Source organism: Nitrospirillum bahiense (genome assembly GCF_007828025.1).
GTDB lineage: Bacteria > Pseudomonadota > Alphaproteobacteria > Azospirillales > Azospirillaceae > Nitrospirillum > Nitrospirillum amazonense.
The window spans coordinates 59056-76693 of the sequence record NZ_VITO01000003.1 but is presented as its reverse complement, the minus strand read 5'-3'; the positions used below and the strand labels follow the sequence as shown (position 1 = coordinate 76693).

At 68.2% G+C, this 17638-nt stretch carries 1 protein-coding gene; it reads left to right on the top strand.

Annotated elements, in window-relative coordinates; translation table 11 throughout:
• Window positions 1-478 precede the first annotated feature (478 nt).
• A complete protein-coding gene (locus tag FBZ88_RS30130; protein WP_186464224.1) occupies window positions 479-17635 on the top strand; it encodes an autotransporter-associated beta strand repeat-containing protein in 17157 nt (5718 codons plus the stop codon).
• The last annotated feature ends 3 nt before the right edge of the window (window positions 17636-17638 follow it).

Genomic DNA, 17638 nt, shown 5'->3' with positions numbered 1-17638 from the left:
TTTTTTACCCTTGGTTTGATGGCGCGTAAGCGGTGGTATTTCCGGCGTGGCGCCACCACCCTGCGATGTTTCTATCAAATTTGCGCCCCTGGCGCCACCCCGTTACACGCCGGACTTGGTTAAATCCTGGTTAATATTTTAACTCCATTAAGAAATCCGGCTGGTGGATTACCTCCAAAAGCCGGCGGATACAATCGTTGGGCGGTAGGGATTTCTTAATATGTATACTTTTGAATAGGGCGCAGGGGGCAACATCGACTGCGGCTGCCCCATAAAGTACACTCTCACATTTAGTCACAAAAGATGATCGTCTTCCGAGCGCGACGCTCGTTTCTGAATTTACTGGCGGGTTGTGGGGACTTGTGATTTAAGCGCTATGGGGGAGCCGTTGCAGCCATCGATGGGTTTTTTGCAAAAGGACCCCTGCCTTCCAGGTAGGTTCCCCGCGGCCGCCTATTCCAATTGGTGAGTGTACGCCATGCCCGACGGTTCACGCCCCCCGGTCAAGAAGACCCAGGATCGCAAGAACGCCCCGCGCGCCCTGCGACTGGCCCTTGAACCCCGCATGATGTTCGACGCCGCCGCCGCCGCAACCGCCGCGACGGTGACCAAGACGGCGGCGACGGCGACGGTGGACACGCACGCGGACGCGGCCGCCAGCGCCGCCCTGCTGGACGCGGCCGCCAAGGCCGCCGCCGCGACGGCGACCGACACCGGCACCGCCGACAGCAGCGCCAAGGCGGCGGCCAGCGGCACGTCCGCCCCCAGCCAGACGGCGGCCACGGATACGGCCAAGACTTCGGACGCGGTCAAAACAGCCACCACCGACACCACCAAGGTCGCCAACACCAGCACCGCCACCGCCGTCACCCCCACCATGACGGCCACGTCCAGCGTGCATGAGGTGGTCATCGTCGACACCAGCGTGGCGGATTATCAGACCTTGATCGCCGGCATGGACCCATCCGTGCCCGTCATCCTGCTGGGTGAAGGCCAGCGCACCGTTCATGGCATCGCCGAGGCGCTGTCGGCCTACAAAAACTTGGACACTGTCGTCCTGGTGACCGAAGGCGGCGACGGCGGCCTCATTCTGGGCGGTAACCATGTACTTACAGATGGCGACCTTGCCGGCCGTGCCACCGACCTGGCGGCCATCGGCGCCTCGCTGAAAACGGGCGGCGACTTCCTACTGCTGGGCTGCTCCGTCGCCGAGACCGACAAGGGCAAGCAATTCGTCAACGACTTCGCCCGTTACCTGGGCAACGACATCGACGTCGCCGCCTCCACCGACCGCACCGGCCCGGCGGCGCTGGGCGGCGACTGGGTTTTGGAATACACCACCGGTAAAGCCATCGATACCGTGCTGCCGTTCACCGTCGCCGGTATGGAGGGTTTGGACCATTGCCTGGGCTGTACGACAGCATCGTATTTCGGAACCACCAGGCTTTACAGCGTGAGTGTGTCAACCGATGCCCACGGTAGTTCCATTTCCACAGGCACCCTTGTTGCATACTATGACCCAAGCGCCACGGGATACGTCTACGCATCATTGACGTATCCAAACAACCCCATAAGCCATAATGGCAAATTTGCGTATGCGGAGACGCTCGCCACTTTCCAGGCTACGAGCCCTTTCTGTGTTCCGTCCAACACCGCGCCCACCTTGGACGCCAGCAAGTCGCCAGTCCTGACCTCGGAAGTCAACACCGTGGCCAGCACCCCCACAGGGTCCGTTGGCACCCTGGTGTCGGCCTTGGTGGGCATCGGCACTGGCATCAGCAACGTCACCGACCCCGATAGCGGCGCCCTGACGGGCCTGGCCATCACCGCCACCGACACCACCCATGGCACCTGGTATTACACCACAAACGGCGGCACCACCTGGACCAGTGTCGCCACGGTCAGCGACACCAGCGCCCTGCTGCTGAAGGCGGACGCCAACACCCGCCTCTATTTCGCGCCCAGCAGCAGCTATACCGGCACCGCCACCATCACCTTCCGCGCCTGGGACCAGACCAGCGGCACGGCCGGCAGCAAGGTGACGACCGCCACCAACGGCGGCACCACCGCCTTCTCCTCCGCCACCGACACGGCCGGCATCACGGTCACGGGGGCCAACGCCGCCCCAGTCATCACCAACTTGGCCGGTGACACGGTCGCCTGGGTGGATGCCAGCACCGCCGTCCACCTGGATTCCGCCACCGCCGCCTCGGTCAGCGACACAGAGAACGACACGGCCGGCTGGGCCGGCGGCAGCCTGGTGGTACAGCGCGTGACGTCCGGATCCGCCGACGCCACGGCCAACGACGTCTTCAGCTTCGACAACAGCGTGAGCGCCAGCGGCGGCACGGTCACGGTCAATGGCCATGCGCTGACCTTCACCAACACCGGCGGCGTGCTGACCGTCAACCTGACCGCCAGCGCCACCAGCGCGGACGTGGCGGCGTTGATCCATGCCGTCCAGTACAGCAACGCCACCCCCTTTGGCGACGCCACCATCCGCTTCGCCCTGAGCGACGGCAGCGGCAACACCAGCAACGCCGACCTGACGGTGACCAGTTCCACCATCTACGTCACCACCACCGCCGACCAAAGCAGCGGTGCCGCCGCCGACGGCTTCAGCCTGCGCGAGGCGCTGGCCCGGTCCGTCACCCAGACGGGGGCGGACACCATCATCATCGGCGACAGCGTCACCGGCACGATCACGCTGGCCAGCGGTGTCACGCTGGGTGCCGGCGACACCCTGAAGTACGCGCCCACCACGGCGGGCAGCCTGACCATCGCCGCCACCAGCGGCGGCCTGGCCCTGGGCGGCGCCGGCACCCTGTCGGTGGGCAGCGGCGACACGCTGACCATTTCCGCCGGGGTTTCCGGCACCGGCAGCACCCTGACCAAGACCGGGGCGGGCACGGCGACCCTGTCCGGCACCAATACCTACACGGGCGCCACCACGGTATCGGGCGGCACGCTGGCGCTGGGCGCCGTGGGTTCCACGGCCTCGCTGACCCTGGACGGCGGCACGCTGAAGTCCACGGCGGCGATCACCAGCTCCATCGGCATCACGATCAATTCCGGCGGCGGCACCATCGATTACACCAGTGGCTCCGTCACCCTGAGCGGCGCCATCACCGGCAGCGGCGCGCTGGACGCCAAAAGCTCCACCAGCGGCAACGCCATCAAGCTGTCGGGCAACAGCACGTTCTCCGGCGGCGTCACGGTGGACGGCGGCATCCTGGACATCTCGTCGGCCAATGCCATCGGCACCGGCACGCTGACCTTCAACAGCGGCAAGATCCGCAGCACCACCGCCGCCTACACCCTGGCCAACAACCTGGTGATCAACGGCGACGTGCTGCTGGCCGGCAGCTTCGGCATGACCTTCACCGGCACCGTCGATCTGGGCGGCGGCACGCGCAGCATCAATGACCAGTTGGGCGCCGGCAAGGACCTGACCTTCTCGGGCGTCGTCAGCAACGGCAGCCTGAACATCACCTCACAGCTCACCGGCGGGACCTACGCCGCGGTGGTGCTGAGCGGCACCAGCAACACCTACACCAACGCCACCGTCACCTCCGGCACCCTCAGCATCGCTGGCGCCGGCAGCCTGGGCAGTGGCAGCGTCACCCTGGCGGGCGGCACCTTGCTGGTCAACGGCGCCGCCAGCATCACCAACAACATTCTTGTCAGCGCCAGTTCCACCGTCCAGGTGGCCAGCGGCAACGCCGCCACCCTGTCCGGGAACATCACCGGCACCGCCGGCAAGACGCTGACGCTGACCACCGGCACCACTGGCGGCAGCGGCCTGACCCTGTCCGGCACCAACACCTTCGCCGGCGCCATGACGGTCTCGGCCGGCACTGTCACGCTGAGCGGCGGCAGCGCCGTCGCCGACACCAGCGCCGTCACCGTGGCCTCGGGCGCCACCCTGGCCCTGGCCGCCAGCGAGACCATCGGCTCGCTCGCCGGCGCCGGCACCGTGACGCTCGGCACCAACACACTGACGGTGAACGAGGCCAGCACCGACGACACCACCTTCTCCGGCGCCATCACCGGCACCGGCGGGCTGACCAAGACCGGCACCGGCACCCTGGAGCTGTCGGGCACCAACACCTACACCGGCGCCACCACCATCAGCGCCGGCGAGATCATGGTGTCCAACGGCAGCGCCATCAGCGACAGCAGCGCCGTGTCGGTGGCATCCAGCGCCACCCTGGTGCTGCAGGCCAGCAATGAAACCGTCGGCTCACTCAGCGGCGCCGGCACGGTGACGCTCAACGGCGGTTCGCTGACGTTGGGGGGGGATAACACCTCCACCACCTTCTCCGGTGTCCTTCAGGACGGTGGCCTTGCCGGCGGTATCACCAAGACCGGCACCGGCACCCTGACCCTGTCGGGTACCAACACCTACACCGGCGCCACCACCATCAGCGCCGGCACGCTGGAAGCCGCCAGCAGCGCCGCCCTGGGCAGCAGCACCGGCGCCACCACCGTGGCCAGCGGCGCCACCCTGCAGGTGGACAACGGCGTCACCATCGCCGACGCCCTGACCATCGCCGGCAGCGGCACATCCAGCTCCGGCGCCATCAACCTGTCCTCCGGCAGCGCGACGCTGTCGGGCAATGTCACCCTGAGCGCCGCCAGCAGCATCTACGTCGGCGACACCGCTACCCTGACCCTGGGCGGGACGCTGGCCGGCGCCTTCACCCTCACCCACAACTTCGGCAACGGCGCGATCGTTCTGACGGCCAACAACAGCGCCGCGACCACCAACCTGAATATCCAGGTCGGCACGCTGTCGATCACCGACCAGACCAACCTGACCACCGGCACGCTGACCCTGAACATGGGCAACACCGGCGTCGGCGGCCTGCTGGTCACCGGCAGCAACGTCACCATATCCAAGAACATCACGCTCGGCGCCAGCGGCGGCATCATCAGCAACGCCAACGCCCTGACCCTGTCCGGCAACATCACCGGCGGCGTCAGCAGCAACCTCAGCCACGTCATCAGCCTGACCAAGGTCGGCGCCGGCAAGCTGACCCTGTCCGGTACCAACACCTACACCAGCTCCACCGGCGCCCTGGGCGCCACCATGGTGTCCGCCGGCACCCTCAGCGTCACCAGCGCCACCAACCTGGGCAGCACCACCATCAACGGCGCCGTCATTCTGAACGGCGGCGCGCTGGAGGTGACGGGCAGCGCCGTTACCCTTGCCAACGCCATCGTCCTCAGCGCCAACGGCACCATCAGCGCCACCAACAGCGCCACCCTGTCCGGCGTCATCTCGGGTTCCAAAAACCTGACCTCGGCGGGTGCCGGCACCCTCACCCTGTCCGGCACCAACACCTACACCGGCACCACCTCGGTGACCGCCGGCACGCTCAGCATCACCGACAACACCAACCTCAGCATCGCGGCGCTGACCCTGAACGGCGGCACGCTGGCGGTGACCGGAACCAGCGTCACCCTGGCCAACGCCGTGACCCTGGGCAGCAGCGGCGGCACGGTCAGCGACGCCAACGCCCTGATCCTGTCGGGCGTCGTCAGCGGCACCGGCAACCTGACCAAGACGGGCGCCGGCACCCTTACCCTGTCGGGCACCAACACCTACACCGGCACCACCACCGTGTCGGCCGGCACCCTCAGCATCACCGACAGCACCAACCTGGGCAGCGGCGGCCTGACGCTGGACGGCGGCACGCTGACGCTGACCGGCACCACCGTGACGCTGAGCGGGAACATCCTGCTGAGCACCGGCGGCGGCACCATCAGCACCGCCAACACCCTGACCCTGTCGGGCGTCATCAGCGGCGCCGGCAACCTAACCACGGCGGGCGCCGGCACGATCATCCTGTCGGGCGCCAACACCTACACCGGCACCACCACCATCAGCGCCGGCAAATTGGAGGCCGCCACCTCCAGCGCCTTGGGCACCAGCGCGGGCGGCACCACCATCGCCTCCACCGGCACGTTGCTCATCGATGATGGCGTGACCATCGCCGACGCGGTGAGCACCGCCGGCAACGGCTCGCTGACCCTGAACACCTCGACCGGCAGCGCCACGGTGTCGGGCAACGTGACCCTGACGGCGGACGCCCGGGTCAACGTCAGCGGCACGGGCACGCTGACCCTCAGCGGCACCCTGGGCGGCGCCTTCACCCTGTACAAGAACGTCGGCACAGGCACCCTAGTCCTGAGCGGCAGTAACGGCGCCGGCGCCACCAACCTGAACGTCGCCACCGGCACCCTGTCCATCACCGATCAGACCAACCTGACCACCGGCACGCTGACCCTGAACGGCGGCGCGTTGGCGGTGACGGGGTCCGCGGTGACCGTGAGCAAGGCCATCACCCTGGGCAGCGGCGGCGGCACCATCAGCAATGCCAACGACGTGACCCTGTCGGGCGTCATCAGCAGCACGGGCGGCCTGACCAAAACGGGCGCCGGCAAGCTGACCCTGTCGGGCACCAACACCTATACCGGCTCGACGACGATTTCGGCCGGCATATTGGCCGTGGCCGGCCTGGGCAGCACCTCGTCGCTGATCTTCAACGGCGGCACGTTGCTGTCCACGGCCGCCTTCTCCAGCTCCACCGCCATCACGATCAATTCCGGCGGCGGCACCATCGATTACACCAGCGGCTCCGTCACCCTGAGCGGCGCCATCACCGGCAGCGGCGCGCTGGACGCCAAGAGCACCACCGCCGGCAACGCCATCAAGCTGTCAGGCAACAGCACGTTCTCCGGCGGCGTCACGGTGGACGGCGGCATCCTGGACATCTCGTCGGCCAACGCCATCGGCACCGGCACGCTGACCTTCAACAGCGGCAAGATCCGCAGCACCACCGCCGCCTACACCCTGGCCAACAACCTGGTGATCAACGGCAACGTGCTGCTGGCCGGCAGCTTCGGCATGACCTTCACCGGCACCGTCGATCTGGGCGGCGGCACGCGCAGCATCAATGACCAGCTGGGCGCCGGCAAGGACCTGACCTTCTCGGGCGTGGTCAGCAACGGCAGCCTGAACATCACCTCACAGCTCACCGGCGGCACCTACGCCTCGGTGGTGCTGAGCGGCACCAGCAACACCTATACGAACGCCACCGTCACCTCCGGCACCCTCAGCATCGCCGGCGCCGGCAGCCTGGGCAGCGGCAGCGTCACCCTGGCGGGCGGCACCTTGCTGGTCAACGGCGCCGCCAGCATCGCCAAGAACATCGCCGTCACCGCCAGTTCCACCATCCAGGTGGCCAGCGGCAACGCCGCCACCCTGTCCGGAAACATCACCGGCAGCACCGGCACCCTGACCCTGAGCACCGGCACCGGCGCCAACGACGGCCTGACCCTGTCGGGCACCAACACCTACAGCGGCGCCATCAGCATCGGCGCCGGCACGGTCACCGCCAGCGGCGGCAGCGCCATCGCCGACACCAGCGCCGTGACCGTCGCCTCGGGCGCCACCCTGGCCCTGGCCGCCAGCGAGACCATCGGCTCGCTCGCCGGCGCCGGCACCGTCAGTCTCGGCAGCTTCAACACCCTGACGGCGGGCGGCAACAATACCAGCACCACCTTCTCCGGCGCCATCAGCGGCAGCGGTGGCCTGACCAAGACGGGCACCGGCACCCTGGAGCTGTCGGGCACCAACACCTACACCGGCGCCACCACCATCAGCGCCGGCGAGATCATGGTGTCCGGCGGCAGCGCCATCAGCGACAGCAGCGCCGTGACCGTCGCATCGGGTGCGACGCTGCAGCTGGAAGCCAGTGACGAGACCGTGGGCTCGCTCAGCGGCGCCGGCACGGTGACGCTGAACGGTGGCACGCTGACCATGGGTGGGGATAACACCTCCACCACCTTCTCCGGTGTCCTTCAGGACGGCGGCATCAATGGCGGTATCACCAAGACCGGCACCGGCACCCTGACCCTGTCGGGTACCAACACCTACACCGGCGCCACCACCATCAGCGCCGGCACGCTGGAAGCCGCCAGCAGCGCCGCCCTGGGCAGCAGCACCGGCGCCACCACCGTGGCCAGCGGCGCCACCCTGCAGGTGGACAACGGCGTCACCATCGCCGACGCCCTGACCATCGCCGGCAGCGGCACATCCAGCTCCGGCGCCATCAACCTGTCCTCCGGCAGCGCGACGCTGTCGGGCAATGTCACCCTGAGCGCCGCCAGCAGCATCTACGTCGGCGACACCGCTACCCTGACCCTGGGCGGGACGCTGGCCGGCGCCTTCACCCTCACCCACAACTTCGGCAACGGCGCGATCGTTCTGACGGCCAACAACAGCGCCGCGACCACCAACCTGAATATCCAGGTCGGCACGCTGTCGATCACCGACCAGACCAACCTGACCACCGGCACGCTGACCCTGAACATGGGCAACACCGGCGTCGGCGGCCTGCTGGTCACCGGCAGCAACGTCACCATATCCAAGAACATCACGCTCGGCGCCAGCGGCGGCATCATCAGCAACGCCAACGCCCTGACCCTGTCCGGCAACATCACCGGCGGCGTCAGCAGCAACCTCAGCCACGTCATCAGCCTGACCAAGGTCGGCGCCGGCAAGCTGACCCTGTCCGGTACCAACACCTACACCAGCTCCACCGGCGCCCTGGGCGCCACCATGGTGTCCGCCGGCACCCTCAGCGTCACCAGCGCCACCAACCTGGGCAGCACCACCATCAACGGCGCCGTCATTCTGAACGGCGGCGCGCTGGAGGTGACGGGCAGCGCCGTTACCCTTGCCAACGCCATCGTCCTCAGCGCCAACGGCACCATCAGCGCCACCAACAGCGCCACCCTGTCCGGCGTCATTTCCGGTTCCAAGAACCTAACCCTGGATGGCGTAGGCACGCTGACCCTGTCGGGCACCAACACCTACACCGGCACGACCACCGTTACCGATGGCACCCTCAGCATCGCCACCGGCGCCAACCTGGGCAGCGGCGCCCTGACCCTCAACGGCGGCACCCTGACCGTCACCGGGTCCAGCGTCAGCCTGAGCCAAGGCTTGGCCCTGGGCAGCAATGGCGGCACGGTCAGCACCGCCAACGCCTTGACCCTGTCAGGCGTCGTCAGCGGATCAGGTGACCTGACGATGAACGGCGGCGGCACCGTCACCCTGTCCGGCACCAACACGTACACCGGCGATACGACGGTGCGCGATGCCACCTTGCGCATCGCCGCCGCCACCAACCTGGGCGGTGGCGCCCTGACGCTGAACGGTGGCACACTCACGGTCACCGGGGCCAGCGTCAGCCTGAGCCAGAATCTGAACATCTCCGTCAACAACGGCACCCTCAACACCGACAACAGCCTGACCCTGTCAGGTACCGTCACTGGTTTCGGCAGCCTGTTCAAAGGCGGAACCGGTACCGTAACCCTGTCGGGCGACGGCAGCGGATATACCGAAACCACCTATGTGCAGGCGGGCACCCTGGCGCTGACCGGTTCGGTTGGCGGCGACGTCAACGTCCAGGACGGCGCCACCCTGGCCGGCACCGGCACCGTCGGCGGCAACCTGCGGGTCTATGGCGGCGGCACCTTGGCCCCCGGCATCGAGGGCGTGAACAACGGCATCGGCACCCTGACCGTCACGGGCAACGTCAACCTGGGCGGCGCCTTGCAAATCCAGATCGCCGGCACATCCGGCAACAACGACGTGTTGAGCGTGGGCGGCAACGTCGTGCTGAACGACGGTTCGGGCAATGCCGGCACCCTGACGCTGAGCGCCGTTGGCGGCTACACGGTCGCGTTGGGTGACAGCTTCACCATCGTCAACAACACCGGCAGCGGCACCACCGACGCCACCGCCTTTCACAATTTGGATAGTAACGGGCAAGCGGATCTAAGCGGCGGCAAGGCGCTGATCACCAACAGCGGTGGCACCGGCAACGATATCGTGGCCAGCGTCCTGAACGCCGCACCTAACCTGAACGCGACACCGGTCACTAATGCGAATTACATCGAAGGTGCTGATGCCGTCACCCTGTTCAGTGCCGCGACCGTAAGCACTGGCGAGAGCAACCAAAAAATCCACTCCTTGACCGTGGCTTTGGCAGGCCTCGCCGATGGTGGGGCTGAAACTCTACAAGTCGACGGAACTCTTGTATCACTGACTAACCAAAATACGGTAACCACCACAAACGGTTATACCGTGTCCGTCCTTGTGACGACGAGCACATCTGGCAATGTGGTGCAGTACGCTGCGGGAGTCACCATCACCAAGGCTGGTGACTTCTCTGCGGCAGACGCCGAGAGTTTGATCAATGGCTTGGGCTACAAGAACACCAGCGACGACCCTACTCCTGGCAGTGGTCGCACCATCGCGCTGACCGTCATCCAGGACAACGGCGGCACCGCCAACGGCGGCCACGACACCACCGCAGTCTATATTGTCTCCACCGTCACCATCACCCCGGTCAACAACAGCCCGACCCTGCTCAGTGGCGCCACCTCCACCATCCCGGCCACGCCCATCAACGCCACCAGTAACGCCGTCACCGTATCCAGCATCCTGGGCGACGCCGGCTACGCCGACGTGGACGGCCACGGCGTCTCGGGCGTGGCCATCACCGGGCTCTCCGGTGCCGGCACCTGGCAGTATTCCACCGATGGCACGAACTGGTTCGGCGTCGGCACCGTTTCCACCAGCAGCGGCTTGCTGCTGAACAGCACCGCGCAGCTGCGCTATGTGCCCAATGGCAGCACCGCGGAAACCGCCACGCTGACCTTCAAGGGCTGGGACGAAACCAGCGGCACCGCCAGCAGCGGCAGCACGCGCCAGATGGCCGACACCACCACCAACGGCGGCGTCACTGCCTACTCGGCCAACAACGGCACGCTCAGCGTCGAGACGCAGGGCGCTGTGATGACGGCCGGCGGCTCCGTCACCTACGTCGAAGCCGGCACCGCCGGCGCCATCGACACCACCCTTACCGTCAGTGATTCCGTCGTCAGCACCTTGACCAGCGCCACGGTGACCATCGGCAGCGTGGTGGCCGGCGACGTGCTGACCTTCGTCAACACGGCCAACATCACCGGCAGCTATGACAGCAGCACCGGCGTGCTGACCCTGACCGGCAGCGACACCCTGGCCAACTACCAGGCGGCCCTGCGCAGCATCACCTTCAGCTCCACCAGCCAGGACCCGACCCTGGGCGGCACCCGTGCCAGCCGCACGGTCACTTGGTCGGTGAACGACGGCATCGCCCCCTCCGCCGGCGTCACCAGCACGGTCAACATCACCGCCGTCAACGACGCGCCGACGTTCAGCACCACGCCCGCCACCAGCCCGGTCTTCACCGAGGGTGGCAGCGCCGTGAGCCTGTTCAGCGGCACGACCATCAGCGCGATCGAGGCCGGCCAGAAGATCAGCGGCCTGACCCTGACCGTCGGCGGCTTGGCCGACGGCACGTCAGAGGTCCTGTCCATTGATGGCCAGGACGTCACCCTGGTCGATGGCACCAGCATCACCACCACCGCCAACGGTTTTGGCGTCGCGGTCTCGGTGACCTCCGGCACCGCCACCGTCACCATCACCAAGTCGGGTGGCGCCACGGCGGCGGCGACCCAGACCCTGGTCGATGGCCTGACCTACAAGGATACCAGCAGCGACCCGACGGCCGGCAGTGGCCGCACCGTCACCCTGACCGCCATCCAGGACAATGGCGGCACGGCCAACAGCGGCCACGACACCACCACCCTGACCGCCGGCACCACCGTCACGCTGCACCCGGTCAACCAGGCGCCGACCCTGACCACCACGCCGGCGACCAGCCCCAACTATGTCGAGGGCGCCAACGCCATCGCGCTGTTCAGCGGCACGACCGTCAGCACCAGTGAGGCGAGCCAGAGCGTCCACGCCATCACGCTGACAGTGGGTGGGTTGGCCGACGGCGCCTCGGAAACCCTGAGCATCGACGGCCAGAGCGTGGCGCTGACCAACGGCAACAGCGCCACCACCACGGCCAACGGCTATTCCGTCAGCGTCTCGGTAAACAGTGGCACCGCCACCGTCACCATCACCAAGGCCGGCGACTTCTCAGCCAGCGCCGCCCAGACCCTGGTCAACGGCCTGGCCTACCAGAACACCAGCGACGATCCGACGGCCGGCAGCGGCCGCACCGTCACCCTGACCAGTGTTCAGGATAATGGCGGCACCGCCAACGGCGGCGCCGACACCACCACCCTGACCGCCAGCACCACCGTCACCATCACCCCGGTCAACGACGCCCCCACCCTGCCCAGCAGCGGCGCCACCGCTACCATCCCGGCCACCCCCATCAACACCACCAGCACCGCCGTCACCGTTTCCAGCATCCTAGGCGACGCCGGCTATATCGACGTGGACGGCCATGGCGTCTCGGGCATCGCCATCACCGGGCTCTCCGGTGCCGGCACCTGGCAGTATTCCACCGACGGCACGAACTGGTTCGGCGTCGGCACCGTTTCCACCAGCAGCGGCCTGTTGCTGAACAGCACCGCCCAGCTGCGCTATGTGCCCGATGGCAGCACGGCGGAAACCGCCACGCTGACCTTCAAGGGCTGGGACGAAACCAGCGGCACCGCCAGCAGCGGCAGCACGCGCCAGACGGCCGACACCACCACCAACGGCGGCGCCACCGCCTATTCCACCAATAACGGCATGGTCAGCGTCGCCGCGCAGGGTGCGGTGATGACGGCCGGCGGCTCCGTCACCTATGTCGAGGCTGGCACCGCTGGCGCCATCGACACCACCCTCACAGTCGCCGACAGCGCCACCAGCACCCTGACCAGCGCCACGGTGGCCATCGGCAGCGTGGTGGCCGGCGACGTGCTGTCCTTCACCAGCCAGAACGGCATCACCGGCAGCTACGACAGCGGCACCGGCGTGCTGACCCTGACGGGCAGCAGCAGCGTCGCCAATTACCAGGCGGCCCTGCGCAGCATCACCTTCAGCTCCACCAGCCAGGACCCGACCCTGGCCGGCACCCGCGCCAGCCGCACGGTCACCTGGTCGGTGAACGATGGCATCGCAGCCTCGGCCGCCGTCACCAGCACGATCACCGTCACAGCCGTCAACGACGCGCCAGTCTTGACCGTGCCGGGTGCCCAGACGATCACCGATACCCTGGCCCACGGCCTGAGCGTCAGCGTGGCCGACCCTGACGCCGGCACCGGCATCGAGACCGTGACGCTGGGGGCCGGCAAGGGCACCCTGGCGGTAACCGCCTCGGGCAGCGCCAATGTCACCGGCACCGGCACGGGCAGTGTCACCATCACCGGCACCCTGGCCGATGTGAACGCCACCCTGGCCAGCCTGACCTACACCACCACGGTAACCGCCAGCGACAGCGATGCCATCACCATCGGCGTCAACGACGGCGGCAATACCGGCACCGGCGGTGCGCTGTCGAACAGCAAGACCATCGCCGTCACCCTGACCGGCAACGCCGCCCCCGCCATCAGCGTGGCTGGCGCGCAGAGCATCGCCGACACCAACAGCCATGCCATCACCGGCGTGGGCGTGACCGACAGCCTGGCGGGCAACACCGTCACCGCCACCGTGTCCGACCTGCACGGCAACCTCGGCTTCACCGCCGCAGGCTCCGCCAGCGTCACCGGCGGCGGCACGGGCAGCGTCACCATCACCGGCACCCTGGCCGACGTGAACGCCACCCTGGCCACCTTGAGCTACGCCACCACCGCGACGGCCACGGGAACGGATACCATCACCGTCACCGTCAATGACGGCGGCGCCAACCTGATCGGCGGGGCGAAGTCCGCGACGCAGACCATCGCGGTGAACCTGACCGGCAACGACACGCCGTCCCTGGCCCTGCCGGGCGGGCAGAGTTATGTCGATCAGGCCAGCCACGCCATCACCGGTGTGGCCATCACCGACACGCTGCCGGGCGGCACCGTCACGGCCACCGTGTCCGACCTGCACGGCAACCTCAGCTTCACCGCCGCGGGGTCCGCCACGGTCACCGGCGGCGGTACGGGCAGCGTCACCATCACCGGCACCCTGGCCGACGTGAACGCCACCCTGGCCACCCTGAGCTACGCCACCACCCTGTCCACCGTCGGCAGCGATACCATCACCGTCGCCGTCAACGACGGTGGCACGGCCCGCATCGGCGGGGCGAAGTCCACCAGCGGCACCATCGCCGTGGCGATCGCCACCAACGACACGCCGGTCCTGACCGTCGCCGGGGCGCAGGCCTACGACGACACCAACGCCCATGCCATCACCGGTGTCAGCGTCGCCGACACCTACAACGGCACCGTCACCGCCACGGTGTCGGACCTGCACGGCAACCTGGGCTTCACCGCGTCGGGCGCCGCCAGTATCACCGGCGGGGGCACGGGCAGCGTCACCATCACCGGCACCCTGGCCGACGTGAACGCCACCCTGGCCACCCTGACCTACGCCACCACGGCGACCGCCACCGGCAGCGACACCATCACCGTCACCGTCAATGACGGCGGCGGCAGCCTGATCGGCGGCGCCAAGTCCGCCACCCAGACCATCGCGGTCAACCTGACCGGTAACGACACTCCGGTCCTGACCGTGGCCGGGGCGCAGAGCTATAGCGACACCAGCGCCCACGCCATCACCGGGATCAGCATCAGCGACACCCTGCAAGGCGGCACGGTCGCCGCCACCGTGGCTGATCTGCACGGCAACCTCAGCTTCACCGCCTCGGGCGCCGCCACTGTCACCGGTGGGGGCACAGACAGCGTCACCATCACCGGCAGCCTGGCCGACGTGAACGCCACGCTCGCCACCCTGACCTACGCCACCACGGCGACGGCCACCGGTAGCGACCTCATCATCGTCAGCGTCAGTGACGGCGGCACCACCCGCATCGGCGGCGCCAAGGCCGCCATCCAGACCATCGCGGTCAACCTGACCGGCAACGACACGCCGGTCCTGACCGTGGCCGGGACGCAGACCTATACCGACACCAACGTGCACGCCATCACTGGCGTCAGCGTCAGCGACAGCCTGCAGGGCAGCACCGTCACCGCCGCCCTGATCGCCACCCAGGGCAATATCTCCGTCACGGCGTCGGGTAGCGCGACGGTGTCGGGCAGCGGCAGCGGCGTGGTTTCCATCACCGGCAGCCTGGCCGACGTGAATGCCACCCTGGCCACGCTGAGCTACGCCACCACCGCCACAACCACGGGCGCGGACGTCCTGACGGTGGCGCTGAGCGATGGCGGCAGCAACCGCATCGGCGGCGCCAAGTCCACCGTGCAGACCATCACCATCAACCTGACCGGCAACGACACGCCGGTCCTGACCGTGGCCGGGGCGCAGAGCTACAACGACACCAACGCCCACGCCATCACGGGCGTCAGCATCAGCGACAGCCTGACCGGCACCACGGTCACGGCCACCGTGACGGCCACCCAGGGCAATGTCGCCGCCACCGCGTCGGGCGCCGCCACCCTGGCCGGCAATGGCACGGGCAGCCTGACCATCACGGGCAGCCTGGCCGACGTGAACGCCACCCTGGCCAGCCTGACCTATGCCACCACGGCGACGGCCACCGGCAGCGACACCATCACCGTCACCGCCGACGATGGCGGCAGCAGCCGCATTGGCGGTGCCAAGTCCACCGTCCAGACCATCGCGGTCAGCCTGACCGGCAACGACACCCCCGTGGTGACCGTGCCGGGCGCGCAGAGCTACAACGACACCGACGCCCATGCCATCACCGGCATCAGCGTCAGCGACACCCTGTCGGGCAACACCGTCACGGTGGCCTTGCTGGCCGGCAAGGGCAACGTCACGGTCACCGCCTCCGGCGGCGCCACGGTGTCGGGCAACGGCAGCGGCGTGGTGTCCGTCACCGGCAGCGTGGCCGACGTGAACGCCACCCTGGCCAGCCTGACATACGCCACCACCGCCACGACCACGGACACCGACACCCTCACGGTCGCCATCAGCGATGGCGGCACCAGCCGCATCGGCGGCGTGAAGTCCGCCGTGCGTACGGTCGCCATCAGCCTGACCGGCAACGACACGCCCGTCCTGACCTTGCCGGGTGCCCAGAACCTGTCCGCCACCGGCAACCAGGCCATCACTGGCATCAGCGTCAGTGACACCCTGACCGGCGGCACCATCAGCGTCCTGGTGAAGGACGGCTTCGACGGGCAGATGGTCATGGCGGCCTCGGGCGCCGCCACCCTGACCGGCAACGGCACCGGCACGGTCATCGTCCGCGGCAGCGTGGCCGACGTGAACGCCACCCTGGCCACCCTGAACCTGACCCCCGCCACCACCGGCAACGACATCATCACCGTGACCGTCAGCGACGGCGGCACGAACCGGGTGGGCGGCGCCAAGACGGCCAGCGGCATCATCGGCGTGACCATCAACCCCGTGGTGGTGCCGCAGCCCCCAGCCACGACGACGACCACCACCACTACGACCACCACCACGACGGCGCCGACAACCACGTCGACCAGCACCCTGATCGTGACGCCCACGGTGGCCGCGACCAGCACCGCGACGACCACCGTGGCCCTGACCCAAACGGTGGGCACGGGTAACGCCGGCGTCAGCGGCACACCCAGCGCAGGCCTGAGCGGCAACAGCGTCATCAGCACCAGCGCGACCAGCACCAGCACGTCGACAACCTCGACCGCCACCACCAGCATCATCACGGCGTTGGCGACCGACACCAGCACGTCGACCAGCACCAGCCGGTCGACGACCACCACGACGACCGCTGGCTCAACGACCGCCCCCCCAACCACCGCCGGCACAACCGCTGCCGGCACGACGACGGCCAGTGCGGCACCCACGACCACCACGACGGCGACCACGACCACCGGGGCAGCGACGACCGGAACGACGACCACCTCCACCGCCACCATCAGCGCCGGCACCGGCGTGGTCGCCATTACCTCCTCCGCCAGCGGCACCACCCCGCTGACCCTGGCCAACCAGGTCAGCAACCAGGTGGTCACCGCCGGCCAGCAAGTGACCTTCCAGCTGCCGCAGGGCACCTTCCAGAGCAGCGACCCGCAGGTGACGCTGGAGGCGCGGCAGGCCAATGGCGAGCCGCTGCCCGCGTGGCTGACCTTCAACCCGGCCAACGGCACCTTCAGCGGCCAGCCGCCGGCGGGCGAGAACGGCAACGTCGCCATCACCGTCACGGCGCGCGACAGCAACGGCAATGTCGCCGAGGCCAAGTTCAACATGGCGGTGGGCCAGCAGCAGAACGGCACCGGCGGGCCCGGCGGCCAGGGCCCGCAGGGACCGGGTAACCGTGCCCCGCAACAGCATGCCGCCAATGACCCGGCGACTGCCGTTCCCGCCGATCTGAACCCGGTGCAGTTGGCCGCCTATACCGGCCGTGACGCGGCGGCCCAGGATCTGGCCGCCAAGACCGCCAACGGCCCCGGCAAGGTACCGGCGGGCAAGCTGTCGCTGACGGCGCAGCTTCAGGCCGCCGCCCAGGCGCAGAAGGCCGTGGGCTTCGGTAGCGGCACCTTCGGCGCCACGCATCACGGCATCATCGACGACACCGTGTCCCTTCTCGCCAGCTTGCTGGACGTGTTCGGCGGCACCGCCCCGCAGCACGGCCCGGCCCTTCCCGCCCACCACGCTTCCACCACCACGACCGCCTGAGGC